Genomic DNA, 24,028 nt, shown 5'->3' on the forward strand with positions numbered 1-24,028 from the left:
ATCGCAGGCTTCGCCAGCTCCTACGGGGCCTGCGTTCTTCGCCTAATGGCCCGAATTTACGGGGGAGGGCGGTAAGTGATTGTTATGTCGGCAAAAAACTTTGGAAATAGTTAAAAATAAATTTGACACGTTTCCGATGCGCCATTAAGATTCGCCCCGTCCTCAGCGATGAGGGGCTATAGCTCAGCTGGGAGAGCGCTTGCATGGCATGCAAGAGGTCGACGGTTCGATCCCGTCTAGCTCCACCAATTTACACTTCAAGGTCTGGCCACACCGGCCTTGAAGCGATCAACACTCAGTGCTGATCTGTTGTATAGAAGGGTTTGCGTCCCCTTCGTCTAGTGGCCTAGGACACCGCCCTTTCACGGCGGTAACAGGGGTTCGAGTCCCCTAGGGGACGCCAGTTTTACAGAAGCAGTGTTGCAAGATGCTGCTCCGCCGCCAGGCGATAAATCGGGGCTATAGCTCAGCTGGGAGAGCGCCTGCATGGCATGCAGGAGGTCAACGGTTCGATCCCGTTTAGCTCCACCAATTTTACAGTTCAAGGTCTGGCCACACCGGCCTTGAATCGATCAGCTCTCAGCGCTGATCAGTTGTATAGAAGGTTTTGCGTCCCCTTCGTCTAGTGGCCTAGGACACCGCCCTTTCACGGCGGTAACAGGGGTTCGAGTCCCCTAGGGGACGCCACGATTACCCGCTCTGCGGGATTTTATAAGGGTCATTCAATTATTGAATGGCCCTTTTGTTTGTCTGGCATTTGGCCAAATCCCTCATTTTCTCTCACACTGCACTTCAGACCAGCGGTCACATTCACGACTTGCGGAAAATTATTATGAGAATAATATTCTAGTCGTAATATTCGGAGGCAACGATGAACGATAAAAAAGCTCAAACCCGCGAACGCATCCTCAAGGCCGCGAGCGCAGCGCTGATTCAGCGCGGCCCGGCCGAGCCGAGTGTGGGCGAAGTGATGGGCGCGGCTGGCCTGACGGTCGGCGGCTTCTACGCACACTTCGAAAGCAAGGACGCAATGATGCTGGAAGCGTTCAAGCAACTGCTCGGTCACCGCCGTGGCTTGATCGCCGACATGGACGCCGAATTGACCGGCGAGGAGCGTCGCGCGTTGGTCGCCGCGTTCTACCTGTCACGCAAACACCGGGATTCTTCTGAGTCGGCCTGCCCGATTCCGGCCTCGGTCGGCGAGTTGGGGCGTCTGCCGGACGCGTTTCGTGTGGCGTTGAATGAGCATGTGGAAATGATGGTCGCGCAGTTGGCGGCCAGCCCGGAAGACACCGACAAAGCCTTGGCCGATATGGCCTTGATGGTCGGTGGTCTGGCTCTGGCACGGGCGCTGGGGCCGGGAGAGTTGTCCGATCGATTGCTGCGCGCCGCCAAATCGGCGGTGCTATGACCTGAAGGCAGTGGCCTGAGGAGTGAGAGCGATGAGCACGTTGAAGTGGGTTCGTGGCGTTAATGGCACCTTGGGCTGGTTTGCACCGAAACTGGTCGCAAGCAAAATGCGACTGGCGTTCATGACGCCGCGGGATCTGCCGCCGCGTGATTGGGAATTGCCGTTATTGGCGAAATCCGAACGCATCACTTTGCGCTTTGGCCTCTCGGCGCTGCGCTGGGGACAAGGCCCGGCAGTGTTACTGATGCACGGCTGGGAAGGCCGGCCGACGCAATTTGCCAGCCTGATCACGGCGCTGGTGGATGCCGGTTACACCGTGGTCGCCCTGGACGGCCCGGCGCATGGTCGCTCGCCCGGTAGCGAAGCGAACGTCGTGCTGTTCGCCCGAGCCATGCTGGAGGCCGCGGCGGAGTTGCCGCCGCTGCAAGCCGTCATCGGTCACTCCATGGGCGGCGCCAGTGCCATGCTTGCCGTACAACTGGGCCTGCGCACTGAAACCCTGGTGACGATCGCCGCGCCGGCGCGGATTCTCGGGGTTTTGCGCGGTTTCGCCCGCTACGTTCGACTGCCGCCAAAAGCCCGCTCGGCGTTTATTCGTCAGGTTGAACAAGACGTTGGCATGCGCGCGGCGACACTTGATGTCGCGCACTATCAACTCGACATGCCGGGCCTGATCGTTCATGCCGAGGATGATCGGTTTGTCTCGGTCAAGGAATCTTCACTGATCCACGAAGCCTGGTTCGACAGCCGGTTGCTGCGTCTGGAGGAGGGCGGTCACCAGCGCGTGCTGGCGGACCCTCGGGTAATTGATAGCGTGTTATCACTGCTGGCCGGCCGCAGCCTGCAATCGCGCCAATCGGCCTGAGCATCCGTTACACTGCCCCGGTCGAAACAATCTGACCGGGAGTGGGCATGGGCTGGGATCGGGCAACGCCGTTTATCATTGATCTGGAAGTGGGCGCCGAAGACATCGACGGGCTGGGCCACGCGAACAACGCGGTCTACGTCACCTGGCTCGAACGCTGCGCGTGGCGCCACTCCCAGCGCCTGGGCCTGGATCTGGTCGAGTACCGGCGGCTGGATCGGGCGATGGCGGTGGTGCGGCACGAGATCGATTACCTGGCCGCGGCCTATGAAGGCGATGAGTTGCAATTGGCGACCTGGATCGTCGACTGGGACCAGCGGCTCAAAATGACCCGGCACTTCCAGCTCAAGCGCCCGAGCGACAACACCACGTTGCTGCGGGCGCAAACCACCTTTGTTTGCATCGAATTGTCCACGGGCAAGCCCAAGCGCATGCCGGCAGAGTTTATCGAAGGCTATGGCCCGGCGTTGCAAATAGCGATTTGACATCTCTCTTCCCGTAGGAGCTGCCGAAGGCTGCGATCTTTTGATCTTTAAGCCTGTATGTCATTGCAGGATCAAGATCAAAAGATCGCAGCCTTCGGCAGCTCCTACGGGGTTACCTTTCTTACGGCGCAATCCAGTAAACTGCCGCACGTTTTTCGTCGAGTGTGTTTTTCATGCAAATTGCTTTGGCGCCCATGGAGGGGTTGGTCGACAACATCCTGCGGGACGTGCTGACCCGTGTGGGCGGTATCGATTGGTGCGTGACCGAGTTCATCCGGATCAACGACCAGCTGCTCACCCCTGCCTATTTCCACAAGTTCGGACCTGAGTTGCTGACAGGCGCGCGCACTGCGTCCGGCGTGCCGTTGCGCGTGCAGCTCTTGGGTTCTGACCCGGTGTGCCTGGCGGAAAACGCAGCGCTGGCCTGCGAACTCGGCAGCGAAGTGATCGACCTGAATTTCGGTTGCCCGGCCAAGACCGTCAACAAATCCCGTGGCGGTGCGGTGCTGCTCAAGGAACCCGAGCTGCTCAACCAGATCGTCGAACATGTCCGTCGCGCGGTTCCCGCGCACATTCCGGTCACCGCCAAAATGCGCCTGGGTTTCGACAGTCCCGACGGTTCGCTGGTTTGCGCCACGGCGTTGGCCGAGGGCGGCGCGGCGCACATTGTGGTGCATGCGCGGACCAAAACCGACGGCTACAAACCGCCGGCGCATTGGGAATGGATTCCGCGGGTGCAGGACGTGGTCAAGGTGCCGGTGTTCGCCAATGGTGATATCTGGAGCGTCGAAGACTGGCGTCGTTGCCGCGAAATCAGCGGCGTTGAAGACATCATGCTCGGTCGCGGACTGGTGTCGCGTCCGGACCTGGCCCGGCAAATCGCCGCGGCGCGGGCGGGTGAAGAGGTGGTCGAGATGACCTGGGCCGAGCTGCTGCCGCTGATTCAGGACTTCTGGCTGCAAGCCAAAGCGCAGATGACCCCACGCCAATCGCCGGGTCGCCTGAAGCAGTGGCTGGCGATGCTGACCCGCAATTATCCGGAGGCGGTCGAGCTGTTTACCGTCCTGCGCCGCGAAACCGAACTGGATCAGGTCTCGCGTTTGCTGGGCCTGACAGTGGCTGAAGCGGCCTGAAAAAAATCTTCAAATACGCTCTTGAAAAGTAATTGGCGGTCCTTATCTAGGGTTTACGCGATGCCGAATTCGGGTCGCGGAGATAAAAACCTTGCTGATTTTTTTCAGGAGATTTGAACCATGAACACTGCATTTTCCCTGGCTCCCTTGTTCCGTTCCTCGGTGGGCTTCGACCGTTTCAACGACCTGTTTGAAACCGCACTGCGCAATGAGCCGGGCAGCACTTACCCACCTTACAACGTCGAAAAACACGGTGATGATCAATACCGCATCGTCGTGGCGGCGGCCGGTTTTCAGGAAGAAGACCTGGACCTGCAAGTCGAGAAGGGTGTGCTGACCATCAGTGGCGGCAAGCGCGATGGGACTGAAGGCGTGACCTTCCTGCACCAGGGCATCGCCCAGCGAGCGTTCAAACTGTCGTTCCGCCTGGCCGATCACATCGAGATCAAGGCGGCCGACCTGCGCAACGGTCTGTTGAGCATCGACCTGCTGCGGGTGATTCCGGAAGAGGCGAAAGCCAAACGCATTCCGATCAACGGCGCGGAAAAACCGGCACTGCAGCACTAACGCAAACCAACAAAAAGGGCGCCAATGGCGCCCTTTTTTGCGTCTGTCACCCGTAGGAGCTGCCGAAGGCTGCGATCTTTTGATCTTTAAGCGAGTTGTGTCACTGAAAATCAAAATCAAAATCAAAATCAAAAGATCGCAGCCTTCGGCAGCTCTTACGCCGTCCCCCTTATTTCAAGAGTTTCTGGAAGGACTCCACCGGCAATGGCTGGCTATGCAAATACCCCTGATAAAAATGGCAACCCAGCCCCTGCAAAAACTCCAACTGCTCCGGCGTCTCCACCCCTTCGGCGATGACTTTCAAATCGAGGCTGCGGGCCATGGCGACGATGGCGCGGATGATCTCGGCGTCGTTCGGGTCGGTGGTGGCGTCGCGGATGAACGACTGGTCGATTTTCAGGGTGTCGACCGGCAGGCGCTTTAAGTAGGTCAGCGAGGAGTAACCGGTGCCGAAGTCGTCCATGGCGAAACTCACGCCGAGTTTTTTCAGGCGGTGCATCTTGTTGATGGTGTCTTCCAGGTTCTGGATGACAATGCCTTCGGTGATTTCCAGTTTCAGCAGCGAGGAAGGCAGACCGTGACTGCTGAGGCACTGCTCGATGCGCTCGACGAAGTCGTTCTGGCGAAACTGCCGTGGGCTGATGTTCACGCACAGGCTGAAATTCAGTGGATCGATCAGACCCTCGGCAATCAACGTTTTGAAGGCATTGCAGGCTTCGTCGACAATCCAGGTGCCGACCTCAAGAATCAGGCCGCTATCTTCCAGAACCTTGATGAACTCAGTGGGTGATTGCGCACCGAGCTCCGGGTGGTTCCAGCGCACCAACGCCTCGGCGCCGACAATGCGATTGTCGCGGGCGTCCACCTGAGGCTGGTAATGCACGTCGAATTCGCCCCGGGAAAGCGCCAGGCGCAAATCGGTTTCCATGCGCAGGCGTTCGCTCGCGGCCTTCTGCATGGTGTTGTGATACATCTGCGTGGTGTTGCGCCCCGAATCCTTGGCGCGATACAGCGCGATATCGGCGCGCTTGAGCAGGTCGGTCGGGGTCGAACCGTGATCGGGAATCAGCGCGATGCCGATACTCGGGGTCACTTGCAACCGCTGGCCGTCGAGAAACATCGGCTCGGACAGCAGTTCGCGCAAGGTGTCCGCCAGTTCGCGGACCTGGTCACTGACTTCATTGCGCGAGCCCTCGAGGCCGCTGAGCAGCACCACAAATTCGTCACCGCCCAGCCGCGCCACGGTGTCTTCCATGCGCACACTGGCTTCAAGGCGCGCAGTGATGATTTTCAGCACCGTGTCGCCCACCGGGTGGCCGAGTGAATCATTGATGTGCTTGAAGTGGTCGAGGTCGAGAAACATCAGGGCGCCGCGCAGGTTGTGGCGTTTGAGCAGGGCGATCTGCTGGCTCAGGCGGTCCATCAGCAGCGCGCGATTGGGCAGATTGGTCAGCGGGTCGTGATAGGCCAGGTGACGGATCTGCGCTTCGGCGTTTTTCAGCAGGCTGACGTCACGCGCGGTCAGCAGCAGGCAAGCGGTTTCGTTGAGGGTGATGGGCTCCACCGAGACTTCGACGGTCAGCAACTCGCCGCGCTTGTTGCGACCGAGCATTTCCTGGTGATGCACCCGACCCTTGATCTGTAGCTCGGCCAGCAACGCTGAACGTTGTTTCTCTTCCGCCCAGATGCCGACTTGATACACCGTGCGGCCGATCACCTCGTCGGCGCGATAACCCGTCAGGCGGCAGAAACCATCGTTAACCTCCAGATAGCGCCCGGTGTCGCGCTCGGTGATGGTGATGGCGTCGGGACTGGAGTGAAAGGCTTTGGCGAACTTCTCTTCGCTGGCCTTGAGCGCCGCTTCGGAACGTTGCTGCTGGGTGATGTCGCGCAAGGTGGTGACGATGCACGGCTGATTGCCGACGTTGATCTGGCGACTGGAAATCACGCAGGTCAGCGGTTGGCCGTCCTTGTGCTGCACGAGGATGGCGACGTTGTTCAGGCCCTGTTCGCGGATGACCTGTTCGATCCGGCGCAGGCTTTTTGCAGTCGCGTCCCACAGGCCGATTTCGTCAGCCGTGCGGCCGATGACTTCGGCGGTACTCCAGCCGAAGGTCTGGGTAAAACTGGAATTGATTTCGATGAACTGGCCGGTGTCCTGGCGGGTGACGCAAATCGGGTCCGGACTGACTTGAAACAGCGTCGCAAATTTCTCTTCGGAGGCGACCAGTTTTTGTTCGCGTTCCACCTGGTCGGTGATGTCCAGCAAGGTGCCCGCCATGCGCAGCGGCACACCGTTTTCATCGCGATAGAGCCGGGCGCGGCTTTCCAGATAACGGGAAGTGCCGTCCTCCAGCTGCACGCGGTAGGTCAGTTGATAGTTGCCGGCCGGGCCTTCGCGCAGGCTGCGGTAAGCGTCGCGCATGCTGTCGCGTTCTTCGCCGGGCACGCCTTCGAAAAACTCTTCGAACGATTCATGGAAGGGCTTCGCTTCCATCCCGTGCAACTGCGCGGCGCGTGCCGAGCCATAGAGCATACCGCTGGGAATGTGCCAGTCCCAAGTGCCCAGTTGTGCCGAATCCAGGGCCAGGTCGAGGCGCTCCTGGCTGTCTTTCAGGGCGAGTTCGGCGGCCTTGCTTTCCGTGGTGTCGAGGAAGGTGCTGAGCAGATAGGGCTGCCCCTCGAGCTCGACTTTTTGCGCGCTGAGAATGCCGTCATGGACCTGGCCATTGCTCGCGCGAAACTGCACTTCCATGCTGACCAGATCGCCTTTGGCCTTGGTCGCCTTGACCAGTTTTTCCCGTTGCTCCGGGTGCACCCACAAACCCAGTTCGAGGGTGGTGCGGCCAATCGCATTTTGCACCGGCCAGCCGAACAGGCTTTCGAAATACTGGTTGGCTTCGGTGATCAGGCCGTCTTCCTGACGGGTCAGCAAGACCATGTTCGGGCATAGATGAAACAACGTCGCGAAGCGTTTTTCCGAGCTGCTCAGTGCCTGTTCGCGCTGGCGTTGATGGGTGATCTCGCGGATAACCCCGATCATCCGCGGGCGCCCGTCTTTGTCCGGCAGCAGGCTGCCGTTTATCTCCAGCCAGTGCAGGCTGCCGTCGGGCCACCGAATGCGGTGGTGCATGGCCTGTTCCAGGGGAGCGCCGGCAATCACGGCGTGGAACGCGCGAATGGTTTTGGCCCGGTCTTCGGGCGGCAACAGGTCGAGGTATTCCAGATCGGCCGGCAACGGCTGGTGGGGATCGAAACCGAACAGTGCCTGCGTACCCCGCGACCAGCTGATCTGCCCGCGTTCGATGTCCCAATACCAGGCGCCCAAACGCGCGCCGTTAAGGGCGGCGAGTAATTGTGGTGCGCTTTCCCAGCTCTGCTCGGACCGTTTCGGGTCAAGCGCCTGAATACGTGGCATCGGCGGAATACGGTCAACAGATTTCGGCATTGGCAAGCCTTGGGCTGATGTGGGTGTTAGGCACAGACATTCGCGGCTCTATCGCAGTAGCACTCGTTAGCCTTGAGTCCCTGGCCGTTCGATTTGCGCATCCAGTAAAGCCATGAAGGCCCGTGCTGCGTTCGATAGCGTCCGTTCGGTGTGCAAGATATAGCCTAGCTGGCGAGTGAGCTGTATGCCCGGCAAAGGTATGCGCGCCACTTGATCATCGAGCATGGTTCGCGGCAACACACTCCAGGCCAGGCCGATCGACACCATCATCTTGATGGTTTCCAGATAATTGGTGCTCATGGCGATATTCGGCACCAGGTTTTGTGCTTCGAACAGCCGATGGACGATGTGGTGAGTAAAGGTGTTGCCGCCGGGAAATACCGCTGGATGGAGGGCGATGTCCGCGAGGGTGACCGGTCCATTGCTGATCAGTGAATGCTCCGGGGCAACCACGAAATCCAGTGGGTCGTCCCAGACCGGTGTGGCTTTGACCAGGGTGTGGGGCTCGGGCGCCAGGGTGATGACCGCCAGTTCCGCCCGGCCATGGAGGATTTCTTCGTAGGCCACTTCCGAATCGAGGAACTGAATATCCAGCGCCACTTGTGGGTAACGTCGAGTGAACTCCCTTAATAGAGGGGGCAAGCGGTGCAGGCCGATGTGGTGACTGGTGGCCAGGGTCAGCCGCCCGGTCACTTCGCCGGTGAGGTTGGTCAGCGCGCGGCGGGTGTCGTCCAGCACATTGAGAATCTGGTAGGCCCGCGGCAGCAGGGCGCGACCGGCCTCGGTCAGGCCGACTTCGCGCCCGAGGCGATCAAACAGGCGCACCTTCAACTGTTGTTCCAGCCCGGCAATGCGCTTGCTGATCGCCGGCTGCGTCAGGTGCAACCGTTCCCCGGCACCGGAGAAGCTTCCCGTCTCGGCAATAGCGATAAAGGCATTGAGGTTGGCGAGGTCCATTGATGTATTCCAGTTGGTTATCCAAAGCATAAAAAATATGAATTTGAGTTATTTAATGTAACCCCCTAGGATCGACCTCACAAGCCGAAGGGTCTCTCACGATCCAGGGCATAGAAACACGCTGATGAGGAAACCGTCTGATGGCCGGCAAAACGCTCTACGACAAACTCTGGGATTCGCACTTGGTTAAACAGCGCGACGATGGCTCTGCGCTGATTTACATCGATCGTCACATCATTCACGAAGTGACTTCGCCGCAAGCCTTCGAAGGCCTGCGTCTTGCCGGGCGCAAGCCATGGCGCATCGATGCCAACATCGCGACCCCGGACCACAACGTACCGACCACGCCGGAGCGCAAGGGCGGGATCGAAGCCATTGCCGACCAGGTCTCGCGTTTGCAGGTTCAGACCCTCGACGATAACTGCGACGAATATGGCATCGTCGAATTCAAGATGAATGACGTGCGTCAAGGCATCGTTCACGTGATCGGCCCGGAGCAGGGCGCGACCTTGCCGGGCATGACCGTGGTCTGTGGTGATTCTCACACCTCGACCCACGGCGCTTTCGGCGCGCTGGCTCACGGCATCGGCACTTCCGAGGTCGAGCACGTGCTTGCCACTCAGTGCCTGGTCGCCAAGAAAATGAAGAACATGCGGGTGTCGGTCGAAGGCCAGTTGCCGTTCGGCGTGACCGCCAAGGACATCGTTCTCGCCGTGATCGGCAAGATCGGCACCGCCGGCGGTAACGGCCATGCCATCGAATTCGCCGGCAGCGCGATTCGCGATCTGTCGGTCGAAGGCCGCATGACCATCTGCAACATGTCCATCGAGGCTGGCGCACGCGTGGGGCTGGTGGCGGCGGATGAAAAAACCGTGGCCTACGTGAAGGGCCGTCCATTCGCCCCGAAAGGCGCGGAATGGGACCTGGCCGTCGAAGCGTGGAAAGACCTGGTAACGGATGAAGATGCCAAATTCGACACCATCGTCGAACTCGACGCCACCCAGATCAAACCGCAAGTCAGCTGGGGCACGTCGCCTGAGATGGTCCTGGCCGTCGATCAGAACGTTCCGGACCCTGCGCAGGAGATGGATCTGGTCAAGCGCGGTTCCATTGAGCGCGCCTTGAAGTACATGGGTTTGACTGCCAATCAGGCGATCACCGACATTCAACTGGACCGTGTGTTCATCGGCTCCTGCACCAACTCGCGGATCGAAGATTTGCGCGCTGCCGCCGTCATCGCCAAGGGTCGCAAAGTGGCGTCGACCATCAAGCAGGCCATCGTGGTGCCGGGCTCGGGCCTGGTAAAGGCGCAGGCGGAATCCGAAGGTCTGGACAAGATTTTCCTCGAGGCCGGTTTCGAATGGCGTGAGCCGGGTTGCTCGATGTGCCTGGCGATGAACCCGGACCGTTTGGAATCGGGCGAGCATTGCGCGTCGACCTCCAACCGCAACTTCGAAGGCCGGCAGGGCGCCGGTGGTCGTACTCACCTGGTGAGCCCGGCCATGGCCGCCGCCGCCGCGGTGAACGGGCGTTTCATCGACGTCCGTGAATTGACTCAGGGAGCGCAGTAAACATGAGAGCTTTTACCCAGCACACCGGCCTTGTCGCGCCTCTGGATCGTGCCAACGTCGACACCGACCAGATCATTCCGAAGCAATTCCTGAAGTCGATCAAGCGCACGGGTTTCGGCCCGAACCTGTTCGATGAATGGCGTTACCTGGACGTCGGGCAGCCGTATCAGGACAACTCCAAGCGCCCGCTGAACAAGGACTTTGTGCTCAACGCCGAGCGTTATCAAGGCGCCAGCGTATTGCTCGCCCGGGAAAACTTCGGTTGCGGTTCCAGCCGCGAACACGCGCCGTGGGCGCTGGAAGAGTACGGTTTCCGCAGCATCATTGCGCCGAGCTATGCCGACATTTTCTTCAACAACAGCTTCAAGAACGGCCTGCTGCCGATCATCCTCAGTGACGCTGACGTGGATGAGTTGTTCAAGCAGGTCGAAGCGAATCCTGGCTATCAGTTGCAGGTCGATCTGCAAGCCCAGACCGTGACCCGTCCGGATGGCAAGGTGTTGAGCTTTGAGATTGACGCGTTTCGCAAGCATTGCCTGCTCAACGGGCTGGACGACATCGGCCTGACCTTGCAGGACCATGAGGCGATTGCGACGTTTGAGGCCAAGCATCGTGCTAGCCAGCCTTGGTTGTTTCGTGATGCCTGATGATTTGAGGTGACCCTCAAAAGATCGCAGCCTTCGGCAGCTCCTACAGGTGCATGCCATTCCATGTAGGAGCTGCCGAAGGCTGCGATCTTTTGCCTGAGAAAACAGCTCCTACAGGTGCATGCCATTCCATGTAGGAGCTGCCGAAGGCTGCGATCTTTTGATCTTGAGAAAACGGCAACCCCAAAAAGGAATTCCCATGACCCGCACCGCCCAACACACCCAAGTCGTCCAGAAGCAATTCGGTGAACAGGCCGCGGCCTACCTGAGCAGCGCTGTCCACGCTCAAGGCACTGAATTTGCTCTGCTACAGGCTGAGCTGGCCGGGCAGGGCGATGCACGCGTGCTGGACTTGGGGTGCGGCGCCGGACATGTGAGTTTTCACGTCGCCTCGCTGGTCAGGGAAGTGGTGGCGTACGACCTGTCACCACAAATGCTCGACGTGGTGACCGCTGCCGCCGTCGATCGTGGCTTGAGCAACGTGTCCACGGTCCTCGGTGCCGCCGAACACTTGCCGTTCGCCGATGGCGAGTTCGATTTCGTCTTCAGCCGCTATTCGGCGCACCATTGGAGCGATCTCGGCCAGGCCTTGCGTGAAGTGCGTCGGGTGCTCAAGCCGGGTGGTGTGGCGGCGTTCATTGACGTGTTGTCACCGGGCAGCCCGCTGTTCGACACTTACCTGCAAAGCGTCGAAGTGCTGCGCGACACCAGCCATGTGCGCGATTATTCTGCCGGTGAGTGGTTGCGTCAGGTCAGCGAGGCGGGGCTGCACACTCGCAGCACCACCCGTCAACGCCTGCGTCTGGAGTACAACAGTTGGGTCGAACGCATGCGCACACCGCCGGTGATGCGCGCAGCGATCCGCGAGTTGCAGCAGTCGATGGGCAACGAAGTACGCGAATATTTTGAAATTGAGGCCGATGGTTCGTTCAGTACTGATGTGCTGGTGCTATGGGCAGAACGATAAGCGCCGAACGATAGACTTTTTCCGGGTGCGCCCACGGGCGCACCGACTGATGACATGAGGAAAGCATGAGCAAGCAGATTCTGATTCTCCCGGGTGACGGTATCGGCCCGGAAATCATGGCCGAAGCGGTCAAGGTGCTGGAACTGGCCAACGACAAGTACAGCCTCGGCTTCGAGCTGAGCCACGACGTGATCGGCGGCGCGGCCATCGACAAGCACGGCGTGCCGCTGGCCGACGAAACCCTGGAGCGTGCCCGCGCAGCCGACGCGGTTCTGCTGGGCGCTGTGGGCGGCCCGAAATGGGACACCATCGAGCGTGACATCCGCCCTGAGCGCGGCCTGCTGAAAATCCGTGCGCAACTGGGCCTGTTCGGCAACCTGCGCCCGGCCATCCTGTACCCGCAACTGGCCGAGGCTTCGAGCCTGAAACCGGAAATCGTTTCGGGCCTGGATATCCTGATCGTTCGCGAACTGACCGGTGGTATCTACTTCGGCGCGCCGCGTGGCACTCGCACCCTGGAAAATGGCGAGCGTCAGGCGTACGACACGCTGCCCTACAGCGAGAGCGAAATCCGCCGCATCGCCCGTGTCGGTTTCGACATGGCCATGGTGCGTGGCAAGAAGCTGTGCTCGGTGGACAAGGCCAACGTATTGGCGTCCAGCCAGTTGTGGCGTGAAATCGTCGAGCAAGTGGCCAAGGATTACCCGGAAGTCGAACTGAGCCACATGTACGTCGACAACGCCGCCATGCAGCTGGTGCGCGCGCCGAAGCAGTTCGACGTGATCGTCACCGACAACCTGTTTGGCGACATCCTGTCCGACCAGGCGTCGATGCTCACCGGTTCCATCGGCATGCTGCCGTCGGCGTCGCTCGATACGCACAACAAAGGCATGTACGAGCCGTGCCACGGTTCGGCGCCGGACATCGCGGGCCAAGGCATTGCCAACCCGCTGGCGACCATTTTGTCGGTGTCGATGATGTTGCGTTACAGCTTCAATCAGCAGTCCGCAGCGGATGCGATCGAGAAGGCCGTGAGCCTGGTATTGGATCAAGGGCTGCGCACGGGCGACATCTGGTCGGCCGGTTGCACTAAAGTCGGTACGCAGCAAATGGGTGACGCAGTAGTCGCCGCGTTGCGGAATCTGTAATCTCTCGGGCCCGCTGCCACTTTCCACTTCGAAAGCAGCGGCCCACTTTTCAAGAAGGTGTAGTTGCGATGAAACGTGTAGGTCTGATCGGTTGGCGCGGTATGGTCGGTTCCGTGCTCATGCAGCGGATGCTGGAAGAGCAGGATTTCGATCTTATCGAGCCGGTGTTTTTCACCACTTCCAATGTCGGTGGCCAAGGCCCGTCCGTGGGCAAGGACATTGCTCCGCTCAAGGACGCTTACAGCATTGAAGAGCTGAAAACCCTCGACGTGATTCTGACCTGTCAGGGTGGCGACTACACCAGCGAAGTCTTCCCGAAACTGCGCGAAGCCGGCTGGCAGGGTTACTGGATCGATGCCGCTTCCAGCCTGCGCATGCAGGACGACGCGGTGATCGTGCTGGACCCGGTGAACCGCAAGGTCATCGATCAGCAGCTCGACGCGGGCACCAAGAACTACATCGGCGGCAACTGCACGGTCAGCCTGATGCTGATGGGCCTGGGCGGTCTGTTCGAAGCCGGTCTGGTGGAGTGGATGAGCGCCATGACCTATCAGGCCGCTTCGGGTGGCGGCGCGCAGCACATGCGTGAACTGATCAAGCAAATGGGTGTAACCCACGGCGCAGTCGCCGATCAATTGGCCGACCCGGCCAGCGCGATCCTCGACATCGACCGCCGTGTTGCCGAAGCCATGCGCAGCGACGCGTACCCGACTGAACACTTCGGCGTACCGCTGGCCGGCAGCCTGATCCCGTGGATCGACAAGGAACTGCCGAACGGTCAGAGCCGCGAAGAGTGGAAGGCCCAGGCCGAGACCAACAAGATCCTCGGCCGCTTCAAGAGCCCGATCCCGGTCGACGGCATCTGCGTGCGCGTCGGCGCCATGCGCTGCCACAGCCAGGCGCTGACCATCAAGCTGAACAAAGACGTACCGATCGCCGACATCGAAGGGCTGATCAGCCAGCACAACCCTTGGGTCAAACTGGTGCCGAACAACCGTGAAATCAGCATGCAGGAGTTGAGCCCGACCAAGGTCACCGGCACCCTGAATGTTCCGGTGGGTCGTCTGCGCAAGCTGAACATGGGCACGCAATACGTCGGCGCGTTCACCGTCGGCGACCAGCTGCTGTGGGGCGCGGCCGAACCGCTGCGTCGCATGCTGCGGATTCTGCTTGAGCGTTAATTGATTGAAGCAATAAAACAACCCGCGTCTTGAAAAAGACGCGGGTTTTTTTTGAGCCTCAGGAAAGATCGCAGCCTTCGGCAGCTCCTACAGGATCGGGTTTGCACGCGGTCACTGTAGGCGCTGCCGAAGGCTGCGATCTTTGGCTCTAAATTGCCGAACCGCCACCCACCCGGTAAAGTGCCGCTCCCCCCGTTTCGCCAGAGGTAGAACCATGAGCCAGTCCTTTGATATTGCCGTGATCGGCGCCACCGGTACTGTCGGCGAAACGCTGGTGCAGATTCTCGAGGAGCGCGATTTTCCGGTGGGCAATCTGCACCTGTTGGCCAGCAGCGAATCCGCCGGGCATTCGGTGCCGTTTCGCGGCAAGAACGTGCGGGTGCGTGAGGTCGATGAATTCGATTTCAGCAAAGTGCAATTGGTGTTTTTCGCTGCAGGCCCGGCGGTGACCCTGAGTTTTGCTTCGCGAGCCACCGCCGCCGGTTGCTCGCTGATCGATCTGTCCGGCGCCTTGCCCGCCGATCAGGCGCCGCAAGTGGTGCCCGAAGCCAATGCCCAGGTGCTGGCCAACCTGAAAAAACCGTTCCAGGTCAGCAGTCCCAGCCCGTCGGCGACCACGTTGGCCGTGGTGCTGGCGCCGCTCCTCGGTTTGCTTGATCTGCAACGCATCAACCTGACCGCCAGCCTGGCCGTCTCTGCCCAGGGGCGCGAAGCCGTGACCGAGCTGGCCCGGCAAACCGCCGAGCTGCTGAACGTGCGCCCGCTGGAACCAACCTTCTTCGATCGGCAGATGGCGTTCAACCTGCTGGCGCAAGTCGGCAAGCCGGATGACCAGGGTCATACGCTGCTGGAAAAACGCCTGGTGCGCGAGCTGCGTCAGGTCATGGCGTTGCCTTTATTAAAGATTTCCGTCACTTGCATTCAAGCCCCGGTGTTTTTTGGCGATAGCTTTAACGTGACCTTGCAGTCCGGTAGCGATGTGGACTTGGCGAAAATCAACGAAGCGCTGGAAGACGCTCCGGGTATCGAGCTGGTGGAAGCCGGCGATTACCCTACGGCTGTCGGCGATGCGGTAGGGCAGGACGTGGTCTACGTCGGTCGGGTTCGCGCGGGAATCGACGACCCGTCGGAACTAAATATGTGGCTGACGTCAGATAACGTACGCAAAGGCGCGGCGCTCAATGCTGTGCAGGTCGCCGAATTGTTGATAAAAGACCTGCTGTAAAAGATACTTGGACACAATTTGCAGAATGATTCTCGCCGGGCGCTATGCTTGGCCAGATTGCTGATGGCGAGCCGCCCTGCGGGGCTTTCCGGGCATGAAAGAAATGATCGCGCGCGGCGACCCTTCGCCGCCGCGCGCAATGCCTTACGGCAGCGACTATCAACACCTTCTCGCTGGCCGAGGAATGTTCAAACAAAGGATGAGGCTATGGTTCAAGTTCGCAAACTGGTGTTAGCAATAGCGGCCGCCTCGGCGCTGTCCTCCGGTATGGCGCATGCCCTCGGACTCGGGGAACTGACCCTGAAGTCGTCGGTGAACCAGCCGCTGGATGCAGAAATCGAGCTGCTCGACGTCAAGGATCTCACCGCGGCCGAAGTGGTGCCGAGCCTTGCGTATCCGGAAGATTTCATCCGGGCCGGTGTCGACCGTCAGGCATTTCTAAATGACTTGAGCTTCACCCCGGTGCTCAACCCCAGTGGCAAAAGCATTCTGCGCGTGACGTCCAGCAAGCCGCTGTCCGAACCGATGTTCAAATTTCTGGTTCAGGTGACGTGGCCCAATGGTCGCCTGTTGCGCGATTACAGCGTGCTGCTCGATCCATCGAAATTCTCGCCGCAAACCGCTGACGCGGCGGCGCAACCGGCACCGACTCAGGCGGTCACCGCCCCGGTCACCGGCGCGACCAAACCCACCGAATACACCACTACGCCGCGCGATACTTTGTGGGAAATCGCCGCGAAGGCGCGTAACGGCGGCTCGATTCAGCAAACCATGCTGGCGATCCAGGCGCTGAACCCGGATGCGTTCATCAACGGCAACATCAACTTGCTGAAAACCGGTCAGGTCCTGCGCTTGCCGGATCAGGCACAAAGCGCCGCGTTGCCGCAACCCAAGGCCATTGCTGAAGTCGCCGCGCAGAACACCGCGTGGCGTCAAGGTCGTCGCTATGTGGCGAAGCCGGGGGCAGGGCAGCAGCAACTCGACGCCACCAAGCGCCCTCGCGCTGATGGCGCTCCTGCGCAACCCGCCAAGGACAATCTGAGCCTGATCTCTGGCGAGTCCGGCAAGACGGGCAAAGGCGCCGCAGGCGACGCGAAGAACAGGCTGGCCGTGACCAAGGAAAGCCTCGATACCACCCGTCGTGACAACGCTGAGCTGAAAAGCCGCATGACCGACCTGCAGAGTCAGATGGACAAGCTGCAGCGGCTGATCGAACTGAAGAACAATCAACTGGCCAAGTTGCAGGCTGAAGGCGCAGCGGGTGCTGCGGCTATACCTGAGGCACCGGCTGCCGATGCGGGGACAACTCCAGTCGTTTCGGCCGAACTGACGCCGAGTCCTGCGCCAGCACCCGAAGCTGCGCCTGCCGAAACAGCGCCGGTAACGCCGGCTCCGACGGCGGCCACTCCTGAGGCCGCGCCGGCTCCGGTCGAGCCGACACCTGCAGCGTCCGACGAGCAAAAATTCAATGACCTGCTGACGAATCCGGTGCTATTGGGTCTGGTCGGCGGCGGTGCGGTGGTTCTGCTGCTGTTGCTGTTGTTGCTGGCCCGTCGCCGCAAGGCCCAGCAGGAAGCAGAGAAACACCTGCGCATGGCCCGTGCCTTGTCCGAAGAGCAGGAATTCTCTGTTCATCAGGACTTGCCGGAAAGCAGTTTCGAAGGCCTGGAAGTGCCGCCGCCGAGCGTGAAACTCGCGACCCCTCCGACCCCTCCGACCCCCGAGCCGGAGCCAACCCCGGCTCCCGCCCCGATTATTGCGCCCGTGGTGGTGACACCGCCAATCGCCGCACCGCTGGTCTCGCCCGCGGGCCATCCCGATGACGACGTGCTGACCAAGGCGCAGTCGCACCTCGCTGCCGGTCGTCTGAATCAGGCCGCAGCCTTGCTCGAAGATGGCATCAAGCAGGAGCCTCAGCGCAGTGACCTGCGGCTGAAATTGATGGAAGTCTACGGTCAGCAGGGTGATCGCGATGCATTTGTGGCCCAAGAGCGTCAACTGGTAGCCAACGGTGAAAACTTCGCCCGTGTGGAAGAGCTGAAAAGCCGTTTTCCGGCCATGGCGGTTATCGCCGGTGGTTTGGCGGCGGCGGCCATCGCTGCCGAACTCGACGCCCAGTACGTCAAGGACCTGTTGATGGACGAGCCGGAAGAACCGGCACCGACACTGGCCGATGATGACTTCGACAGCGCGTTCGATCTGAGTCTGGACGACTTGGAAACGGCCTCGCCTGCAGTCGTAGTTCCAGAGCCCGCGCCCGAGCCAGAATCCTTGGCCGAGCTCGACGAGTTTCCGCTGGACGACGACCTGAGCTTTGAGTCGGTGCTGCAACAGCAGACTGAAATCAAGGAAAACCTCGACGACCTCTCAGACTTCGATCTGGACATGGATCTCGGTGGCAATCCTTCGCCGGCGACCCTCGCTGAAGACGATTTCCTCTTGAGCCTGGACGACGACGTCAAGGACCTACCTGCGGCTGAAGTACCGCCTGTCCCTGAAGTGGCGCTGGACGATCTCGAGTTGCCCGCCGATTTCGACTTGTCGCTGGCCGATGAAATGGACGCGCCTGACGCGCCGGATGCTTTTGCGGCCGAACTGGATGACGTCAACGCCGAGCTGGATCGTCTGTCCCAGAGCATGGGCGAGCCGACTTTCACCGCAGAAGATGCATTGGCCTCTGCGGCGGATGAGCCGGAATTCGATTTCCTCTCAGGCACCGATGAAGTCGCCACCAAGCTCGATCTGGCCCAGGCCTACATCGACATGGGCGACGCCGACGGCGCTCGGGACATCCTCAATGAGGTGGTGACCGAAGGTGATGCGGGTCAGAAGAGCGAAGCCGAGGAAATGCTTTCGCGACTGGCTTGAGTGATCGATAAGGCGTAAACAAAACGGCAGCCCGGTGAGGCTGCCGTTTTTGTTTGCGCCGGCTGTGAGGGTGTCTGTCCCGCCGCTTTCGCGAGCAGGCTCGCTCCCACGGGTTTTGTGGGCAGCGCAAAAACCCTGTGGGAGCGAGCCTGCTCGCGAAGGGGTCATCACCTTCAACACAGTTCTGACGGTTGCACTGGCATCCCCGACTCACAGCCTTATAATGCCCGCCTTTGCGTACCTCAGCAGGCTGTCACTCCTTGGCAAATATAGATAACCCGGCCGCCGAACTGGCAGCCGACGGCTTTTTCCGGATCGCCCTGGGCGTTGAATACAAAGGCTCGCGTTATCGCGGCTGGCAGCGTCAGGCGTCCGGCGTGCTCACCGTGCAGGAAACCCTGGAAAAGGCCTTGTCCAAAGTCGCCGACTCGCCGGTGTCGCTGCTCTGCGCCGGGCGCACAGATGCCGGCGTGCACGCCTGCGGTCAGGTGGTGCACTTCGACACGCAGGTCGAGCGTTCGATGAAAGCCTGGGTCATGGGTGCCAACATCAATTTGCCCCACGATGTCAGTGTCAGTTGGGCCAAGGTCATGCCGGCGCATTTTCACGCACGGTTCAAGGCCATCGCCCGGCGCTATCGCTACGTGATCTACAACGATCAGATCCGACCGGCGCACCTGAACGAAGAAATTACCTGGAACCACCGCCCCCTCGACGTCGAGCGCATGGCCGAGGCCGCGCAGTACCTGGTCGGCACCCACGATTTCAGTGCTTTTCGCGCGGGTCAGTGCCAAGCCAAATCGCCGATCAAGGAACTGCATCATCTGCGCGTCACCCGCCACGGCAAGATGATCGTGCTGGACATTCGCGCCAGCGCCTTCCTGCACCACATGGTGCGTAACATCGCCGGCGTGCTGATGACCATCGGCGCCGGCGAGCGTCCGGTGGCGTGGATGAAAGAAGTGCTGGAGAGCCGCATCCGGCGTTCCGGCGGGGTGACGGCGCATCCCTATGGCCTGTATCTGGTGCAGGTCGAGTACCGCGACGAGTTCGAATTGCCTGAGCGTTACATCGGCCCACACTTCCTCACCGGTTTCGCCGAACTTGACGGCTGACGCCCTCGAACGCATTTGTTACCATCCGGGACTTTCTCGGATTTGCCTTGGGGTTTTATCGACATGTCAGCCGTTCGCAGCAAGATTTGCGGGATTACCTGCATAGAAGATGCGTTGGCGGCAGTCGAGGCCGGGGCGGACGCCATTGGGTTTGTGTTTTACGCCAAGAGCCCGCGGGCCGTAACGTTTCAGCAGGCGCGCGACATCATCAAGGCGCTGCCGCCGTTTGTTACTACCGTGGGTTTGTTCGTCAACGCCAGCCGCTGCGAGTTGGGCGAATTGCTCGACGCCGTGCCGCTGGACCTGTTGCAGTTCCATGGCGACGAAACCGCCGCCGATTGCGAGGGCTGGCATCGGCCGTACATCAAGGCGCTGCGGGTCAAGGCCGGTGACGATATCGCCGCGGCATGCGATGCATTTCCGAGCGCCAGCGGTATCCTGCTCGACGCCTACGTTGAAGGCATACCGGGCGGAACCGGCGAAGCGTTCGACTGGTCTTTGATACCGCAAGGCTTGAGCAAACCGATCATTCTGGCGGGTGGCTTGACGCCGGATAACGTCGCTGAAGCGATTGCACGGGTTCGGCCTTATGCCGTAGACGTCAGCGGCGGGGTAGAGGCGAGCAAGGGCATCAAGGATCACGCAAAGATTCAGGCGTTCATTAAAGCGGTACGCGTTACTTGATGTGACGGCTGGCACACTGCCGCCGTCCACAGGCATGGCTGAGGGTTTTTGGGGTGTACGCAGGTCACGTTTAGCTGATCCGGCCTCCCTTCAATCATCGCCACACACATGAATTTAGCTCAAGGGCATACGCGGGGCTGCGAACCAGAGCGTTCGGGCCGCCGGTACTGGAGAAAGAAAGCATGAGCAACTGGTTAGTAGACAAACTGATCCCTTCGATCATGCGTTCCGAGGTCAAGAAGAGCTCGGTGCCTGAAGGTCTGTGGCACAAATGCCCGTCTTGCGAGGCTGTGCTGTATCGTCCGGAGCTGGAAAAGACCCTGGACGTTTGCCCCAAGTGCAACCACCACATGCGTATCGGCGCCCGCGCCCGCATTGACATTTTCCTCGACGCCGAAGGCCGCAACGAGCTGGGCGCGGACCTGGAGCCGGTTGACCGTCTGAAATTCCGTGACGGCAAGAAATACAAGGATCGCCTGGTTGCCGCGCAAAAGCAGACGGGCGAAAAAGATGCATTGATCTCGATGAGCGGCACCTTGCTGGGCATGCCAGTGGTGGTCTCGGCCTTTGAGTTCTCCTTCATGGGCGGTTCCATGGGCGCCATCGTCGGTGAGCGTTTTGTTCGCGCCGCCAACTACGCGCTGGAAAACAAATGCCCGATGATCTGCTTCGCCGCTTCCGGTGGTGCGCGGATGCAGGAAGCCCTGATTTCCCTGATGCAAATGGCCAAGACCTCGGCGGTGCTGGCGCGTCTGCGTGAAGAAGGCATTCCGTTCATCTCGGTGTTGACCGACCCGGTCTACGGCGGCGTTTCCGCCAGCCTGGCGATGCTTGGCGACGTGATCGTCGGCGAGCCGAAAGCCCTGATCGGCTTCGCCGGTCCGCGCGTAATCGAGCAGACTGTTCGCGAAAAACTGCCGGAAGGCTTCCAGCGCAGCGAGTTCCTGCTGGAGCATGGCGCGATCGACATGATCATTCACCGTCAGGAGCTGCGTCCGCGTCTGGGTAACCTGCTGGCGCAACTGACCGGCAAGCCGACGCCAAAATTCGTCGCCGCGCCTATCGAGCCAATCGTGGTTCCGCCGGTGCCTGCAAACATATGACCCAACGCACCCTTGGCGAGTGGCTCGCCTACCTTGAGCAGTTGCACCCTTCGGCCATCGACATGGGCCTTGAGCGCTCGCAACAGGTAGCGTCCCGCATGGGACTGGGCAAGCCGGCCCCTCGGGTGATCACGGTCACTGGCACCAACGGCAAGGGTTCTACCTGCGCCTTCGTGGCTTCGTTGCTGCGGGCGCAGGGTCTGAAGGTGGGTGTCTACAACTCTCCACACTTGCTGCGTTACAACGAGCGGGTGCAGGTCAATGGCGTCGAAGCGACTGATGCCGAGCTGTGCGAGGCCTTTGCTGCGGTAGAGGCCGGTCGTGGCGACACGTCCCTGACGTATTTCGAGATGGGCACGCTGGCGGCGTTCTGGCTGTTTCAACGGTCAGCGTTGGATGCCGTGGTCCTGGAAGTCGGTCTGGGCGGGCGTCTGGACACGGTCAACGTGGTGGACGCTGACATGGCGCTGGTCACCAGCATCGGCGTTGATCACGCGGATTACCTGGGCGACACCCGTGAATCCGTGGCTTACGAGAAAGCCGGCATCTTCCGCCAGGGCGCGCCTGCGCTCTGTGGCGATCTGAATCCTCCACAACCTCTGCTGGATAAAGTGCGCGAGCTGGCTTGCCCGTTTTTCCTGCGTGGGCGCGATTTTGACCTCGGTGTGACCGATCACGACTGGCAATGGCGCGGTGTCGACGCTCAAGGGCAGGTCGTTGAGCTGCACGGTCTGCCGTTGCTCGATTTGCCGATGGAAAACGCCGCGCTCGCGCTGCAGGCCTATCTGCTGCTCGGTCTGCCGTGGGTGGACGCGCAGATCATTGATGCGTTGAAAGCCACGCGGGTGGTCGGTCGCCTCGATCGCCGTGAGTTCGACTGGCAGGGCAAGCGCCTGAATCTGTTGCTGGATGTCGGGCATAACCCCCACGCCGCCGAGTATCTGGCTCGTCGTCTGGCCAGTCGCCCACCCATTGGCAAGCGCCTGGCGGTGTTTGGATTGCTGGCGGACAAGGATCTGGATGGTGTTGTCGGCGAATTGAATGCTAGTGTCCAGCACTGGGCTGTCGCACCGCTGGATTCACCGCGGGCGCGACCGGTTGCCGATTTGCACCGGGTGTTGCAGAACCTTGGTGCGTCGGTAACGTCCTATGACAGCGTGGCCGCCGCCCTGGAAGGGCAGTGCGCGCAAGCGACGAGCGACGACGAGATTCTGTTGTTCGGATCATTTTATTGTGTCGCCGAGGCCCTTGAATGGCTGGCCCGGCGCTCCACGGAGGAAGCGGCAAATGGCATTGCTGGATAAGGCCTACAAACAACGCATGGTCGGCGCCCTGGTACTGGTGGCGCTGGCAGTGATTTTCCTGCCGATGCTGTTTTCCCGTCAGGACGAACAGCGCCAGGTCACGGTCGAAGCGCCGGCAGCACCGCAGGCGCCCTCGGTGCCGCAAGTGCAGGTTGAGCCGGTGGTCGTGCCTGAGCCGCAAGCCTTGCCCCAGGAACCGGTGCCGAGCGATGACGACATCGCGCAGCAAGAAGAGCCGGCGATGCCGATCGCACCGACTGTCCCGGCTGCGCCAGTCGTTCCAGCGCCTGCGCCCGCCACGAAACCGGTAACGCCACCGCCGGCACCGGCTCCGGTGAGCAAACCCACGACCGCGCCGAGCCAGCCAATCACTGCCACCCCCGGCAAACCTGACACCACGCAAAGCCGCGTCGATGCCAATGGCCTGTCGGTCAGCTGGTCGGTGCAACTGGCCAGCCTGTCGAATCGCGCCAGTGCGGAAAACCTGCAAAAAACCCTGCGCAGCCAAGGCTACAACGCCTACATTCGCACCGCGGACGGCAAGAATCGGGTGTTCGTCGGGCCGCTGATCGAGCGGGCAGAAGCCGATCGTCTGCGTGACTTGTTGAACCGGCAGCAGAACCTCAAGGGTTTTGTCGTGCGCTTCCAGCCTGAGCGCGGTTAAAAACTATCGCCCCGATTTGAAATGCACTGACAATCGCAGCTTACCGATAAGCATGGGCTCTGCTAAAATGCGCCGCCTTATCCGTCTGTAGGCTGCACTGTGCCATTTACCTGGGTTGACTGGGCGATCGTTGCAATCATCGCCATCTCCGCATTGATCAGTCTGAGCCGCGGCTTCGTCAAAGAAGCGTTATCGCTGGTGACCTGGATCATCGCAGGAGTCGTCGCCTGGATGTTCGGTGGTGCATTGTCCGAATACCTCGCCGGATACATCGAAACACCTTCGGCCCGCGTGATCGCGGGCTGCGCAATTATGTTTGTCGCCACGCTGATCGTAGGCGCAATGATCAATTATCTTATCGGCGAATTGGTTCGCGTCACCGGCTTGTCCGGGACCGATCGATTCCTCGGCATGGCCTTCGGCGCCGCGCGTGGCGTGTTGCTGGTGGTCGTGGCGGTCGGGCTGTTGAGCCTGGGGCCGGTACAGCAGGACGGGTGGTGGCAACAGTCGCAACTCGTGCCAAAATTTCTATTGGTTGCAGACTGGTCCAAAAACCTGATCCTCGGGTGGAGCAGTCAGTGGCTGGCCAGCGGTATCAGCGTACCCGCTGAGATACCGTTCAAGGAACACCTCTTGCCGATGGCCAAAACGCCTCAGTGAGTTGTGTTCAGTTCAGATCCATTAA

The 24,028-nt window shown here is 60.5% G+C and carries 20 protein-coding genes and 4 tRNA genes; 22 read left to right on the forward strand and 2 right to left on the reverse strand.

Annotated features, from left to right (window positions below):
* The first annotated feature begins 172 nt into the window (after window positions 1–172).
* From F8N62_RS00005 to F8N62_RS00045, 9 genes are all read left to right on the forward strand, one after another.
* A tRNA-Ala gene (locus F8N62_RS00005) sits at window positions 173–248 on the forward strand.
* Window positions 249–327: 79 nt separating this feature from the next.
* Window positions 328–403: transfer RNA gene (locus F8N62_RS00010), tRNA-Glu, on the forward strand.
* Window positions 404–455: 52 nt separating this feature from the next.
* Window positions 456–531: transfer RNA gene (locus tag F8N62_RS00015), tRNA-Ala, on the forward strand.
* Between the two features lie 80 nt (window positions 532–611).
* Window positions 612–687, forward strand: a tRNA-Glu gene (locus tag F8N62_RS00020).
* A 184-nt stretch (window positions 688–871) separates the two neighbouring features.
* On the forward strand, window positions 872–1,411 hold the full coding sequence (locus F8N62_RS00025) for a TetR/AcrR family transcriptional regulator (RefSeq protein WP_008028313.1): 540 nt from the start codon (window positions 872–874) through the stop codon (window positions 1,409–1,411).
* Window positions 1,412–1,442: 31 nt separating this feature from the next.
* Window positions 1,443–2,276 carry an alpha/beta fold hydrolase gene (locus F8N62_RS00030; RefSeq protein WP_150709153.1) on the forward strand — a complete coding sequence of 278 codons (834 nt, stop codon included), beginning with the start codon at window positions 1,443–1,445 and terminating at the stop codon, window positions 2,274–2,276.
* Between the two features lie 47 nt (window positions 2,277–2,323).
* Complete coding sequence (locus tag F8N62_RS00035; protein ID WP_150709154.1) at window positions 2,324–2,761, forward strand: acyl-CoA thioesterase; 438 nt, start codon at window positions 2,324–2,326, stop codon at window positions 2,759–2,761.
* Between the two features lie 173 nt (window positions 2,762–2,934).
* A complete protein-coding gene (locus F8N62_RS00040) occupies window positions 2,935–3,894 on the forward strand; it encodes a tRNA dihydrouridine synthase (RefSeq protein WP_150709155.1) in 960 nt (319 codons plus the stop codon).
* A 120-nt stretch (window positions 3,895–4,014) separates the two neighbouring features.
* The gene (locus F8N62_RS00045; RefSeq protein ID WP_150709156.1) at window positions 4,015–4,461 is read left to right on the forward strand and encodes an Hsp20 family protein; all 447 of its coding nucleotides are present in this window, start codon (window positions 4,015–4,017) and stop codon (window positions 4,459–4,461) included.
* A gap of 169 nt (window positions 4,462–4,630) precedes the next feature.
* Here F8N62_RS00045 and F8N62_RS00050 read toward each other — a convergent pair whose 3' ends face one another.
* Together F8N62_RS00050 and F8N62_RS00055 are read right to left on the reverse strand one after the other, a co-directional pair.
* Entirely contained in the window at window positions 4,631–7,909 is a 3,279-nt protein-coding gene (locus F8N62_RS00050; protein ID WP_150709157.1) for a PAS domain S-box protein, read from the reverse strand.
* 66 nt (window positions 7,910–7,975) lie between these two features.
* Window positions 7,976–8,866 (reverse strand): LysR family transcriptional regulator, encoded by an 891-nt coding sequence (locus F8N62_RS00055; protein WP_150709158.1) that lies wholly within the window; start codon window positions 8,864–8,866, stop codon window positions 7,976–7,978.
* A gap of 140 nt (window positions 8,867–9,006) precedes the next feature.
* On the opposite strand from F8N62_RS00055, the gene leuC reads away from it, so the two are divergent.
* From leuC to F8N62_RS00120, 13 genes are all read left to right on the forward strand, one after another.
* On the forward strand, window positions 9,007–10,437 hold the full coding sequence (leuC, locus tag F8N62_RS00060; RefSeq protein ID WP_150709159.1) for a 3-isopropylmalate dehydratase large subunit: 1,431 nt from the start codon (window positions 9,007–9,009) through the stop codon (window positions 10,435–10,437).
* A 2-nt stretch (window positions 10,438–10,439) separates the two neighbouring features.
* Window positions 10,440–11,084 carry a 3-isopropylmalate dehydratase small subunit gene (gene leuD, locus F8N62_RS00065; RefSeq protein WP_150709160.1) on the forward strand — a complete coding sequence of 215 codons (645 nt, stop codon included), beginning with the start codon at window positions 10,440–10,442 and terminating at the stop codon, window positions 11,082–11,084.
* 199 nt (window positions 11,085–11,283) lie between these two features.
* Entirely contained in the window at window positions 11,284–12,051 is a 768-nt protein-coding gene (locus tag F8N62_RS00070) for a class I SAM-dependent methyltransferase (protein ID WP_150709161.1), read from the forward strand.
* A gap of 65 nt (window positions 12,052–12,116) precedes the next feature.
* On the forward strand, window positions 12,117–13,199 hold the full coding sequence (gene leuB, locus F8N62_RS00075) for a 3-isopropylmalate dehydrogenase (RefSeq protein ID WP_150709162.1): 1,083 nt from the start codon (window positions 12,117–12,119) through the stop codon (window positions 13,197–13,199).
* Window positions 13,200–13,267: 68 nt separating this feature from the next.
* Window positions 13,268–14,380 (forward strand): aspartate-semialdehyde dehydrogenase, encoded by a 1,113-nt coding sequence (gene asd / locus F8N62_RS00080; RefSeq protein WP_150709163.1) that lies wholly within the window; start codon window positions 13,268–13,270, stop codon window positions 14,378–14,380.
* A gap of 214 nt (window positions 14,381–14,594) precedes the next feature.
* Window positions 14,595–15,605 (forward strand): aspartate-semialdehyde dehydrogenase, encoded by a 1,011-nt coding sequence (locus F8N62_RS00085; RefSeq protein WP_150709164.1) that lies wholly within the window; start codon window positions 14,595–14,597, stop codon window positions 15,603–15,605.
* A gap of 207 nt (window positions 15,606–15,812) precedes the next feature.
* On the forward strand, window positions 15,813–18,473 hold the full coding sequence (locus tag F8N62_RS00090) for a FimV/HubP family polar landmark protein (protein ID WP_150709165.1): 2,661 nt from the start codon (window positions 15,813–15,815) through the stop codon (window positions 18,471–18,473).
* 260 nt (window positions 18,474–18,733) lie between these two features.
* Entirely contained in the window at window positions 18,734–19,588 is an 855-nt protein-coding gene (gene truA, locus F8N62_RS00095) for a tRNA pseudouridine(38-40) synthase TruA (RefSeq protein WP_412071960.1), read from the forward strand.
* Between the two features lie 63 nt (window positions 19,589–19,651).
* Complete coding sequence (locus F8N62_RS00100; protein ID WP_150709166.1) at window positions 19,652–20,272, forward strand: phosphoribosylanthranilate isomerase; 621 nt, start codon at window positions 19,652–19,654, stop codon at window positions 20,270–20,272.
* 182 nt (window positions 20,273–20,454) lie between these two features.
* Complete coding sequence (gene accD, locus F8N62_RS00105) at window positions 20,455–21,375, forward strand: acetyl-CoA carboxylase, carboxyltransferase subunit beta (RefSeq protein ID WP_150709167.1); 921 nt, start codon at window positions 20,455–20,457, stop codon at window positions 21,373–21,375.
* Entirely contained in the window at window positions 21,372–22,679 is a 1,308-nt protein-coding gene (gene folC, locus F8N62_RS00110; RefSeq protein WP_150709168.1) for a bifunctional tetrahydrofolate synthase/dihydrofolate synthase, read from the forward strand. The genes accD and folC overlap by 4 nt, the downstream gene beginning before the upstream one ends.
* Window positions 22,663–23,343, forward strand: coding sequence for an SPOR domain-containing protein (locus F8N62_RS00115; RefSeq protein WP_150709169.1), 681 nt, complete (start codon window positions 22,663–22,665; stop codon window positions 23,341–23,343). Before folC ends, F8N62_RS00115 begins: the two co-directional genes overlap by 17 nt.
* 99 nt (window positions 23,344–23,442) lie before the next feature.
* The gene (locus F8N62_RS00120) at window positions 23,443–24,003 is read left to right on the forward strand and encodes a CvpA family protein (RefSeq protein ID WP_150709170.1); all 561 of its coding nucleotides are present in this window, start codon (window positions 23,443–23,445) and stop codon (window positions 24,001–24,003) included.
* Window positions 24,004–24,028: the final 25 nt, after the last annotated feature.

Origin of the sequence: Pseudomonas fluorescens, assembly GCF_902497785.1 — a bacterium.
Taxonomy (GTDB): domain Bacteria; phylum Pseudomonadota; class Gammaproteobacteria; order Pseudomonadales; family Pseudomonadaceae; genus Aquipseudomonas; species Aquipseudomonas fluorescens_BO.

What these genes read in the sequence shown, in the direction of transcription:
- folC (WP_150709168.1), top strand. Translation starts at nt 21,372, where the DNA reads ATGACCCAACGCACCCTTGGCGAGTGGCTCGCCTACCTTGAGCAGTTG.
- leuD (WP_150709160.1), top strand. Translation starts at nt 10,440, where the DNA reads ATGAGAGCTTTTACCCAGCACACCGGCCTTGTCGCGCCTCTGGATCGT.
- F8N62_RS00055 (WP_150709158.1), bottom strand. Translation starts at nt 8,866, where the DNA reads ATGGACCTCGCCAACCTCAATGCCTTTATCGCTATTGCCGAGACGGGA.
- F8N62_RS00025 (WP_008028313.1), top strand. Translation starts at nt 872, where the DNA reads ATGAACGATAAAAAAGCTCAAACCCGCGAACGCATCCTCAAGGCCGCG.
- accD (WP_150709167.1), top strand. Translation starts at nt 20,455, where the DNA reads ATGAGCAACTGGTTAGTAGACAAACTGATCCCTTCGATCATGCGTTCC.
- F8N62_RS00090 (WP_150709165.1), top strand. Translation starts at nt 15,813, where the DNA reads ATGGTTCAAGTTCGCAAACTGGTGTTAGCAATAGCGGCCGCCTCGGCG.
- F8N62_RS00050 (WP_150709157.1), bottom strand. Translation starts at nt 7,909, where the DNA reads ATGCCGAAATCTGTTGACCGTATTCCGCCGATGCCACGTATTCAGGCG.
- leuC (WP_150709159.1), top strand. Translation starts at nt 9,007, where the DNA reads ATGGCCGGCAAAACGCTCTACGACAAACTCTGGGATTCGCACTTGGTT.
- F8N62_RS00030 (WP_150709153.1), top strand. Translation starts at nt 1,443, where the DNA reads ATGAGCACGTTGAAGTGGGTTCGTGGCGTTAATGGCACCTTGGGCTGG.
- F8N62_RS00070 (WP_150709161.1), top strand. Translation starts at nt 11,284, where the DNA reads ATGACCCGCACCGCCCAACACACCCAAGTCGTCCAGAAGCAATTCGGT.
- F8N62_RS00040 (WP_150709155.1), top strand. Translation starts at nt 2,935, where the DNA reads ATGCAAATTGCTTTGGCGCCCATGGAGGGGTTGGTCGACAACATCCTG.
- F8N62_RS00045 (WP_150709156.1), top strand. Translation starts at nt 4,015, where the DNA reads ATGAACACTGCATTTTCCCTGGCTCCCTTGTTCCGTTCCTCGGTGGGC.
- asd (WP_150709163.1), top strand. Translation starts at nt 13,268, where the DNA reads ATGAAACGTGTAGGTCTGATCGGTTGGCGCGGTATGGTCGGTTCCGTG.
- leuB (WP_150709162.1), top strand. Translation starts at nt 12,117, where the DNA reads ATGAGCAAGCAGATTCTGATTCTCCCGGGTGACGGTATCGGCCCGGAA.
- F8N62_RS00115 (WP_150709169.1), top strand. Translation starts at nt 22,663, where the DNA reads ATGGCATTGCTGGATAAGGCCTACAAACAACGCATGGTCGGCGCCCTG.
- F8N62_RS00085 (WP_150709164.1), top strand. Translation starts at nt 14,595, where the DNA reads ATGAGCCAGTCCTTTGATATTGCCGTGATCGGCGCCACCGGTACTGTC.
- F8N62_RS00100 (WP_150709166.1), top strand. Translation starts at nt 19,652, where the DNA reads ATGTCAGCCGTTCGCAGCAAGATTTGCGGGATTACCTGCATAGAAGAT.
- F8N62_RS00035 (WP_150709154.1), top strand. Translation starts at nt 2,324, where the DNA reads ATGGGCTGGGATCGGGCAACGCCGTTTATCATTGATCTGGAAGTGGGC.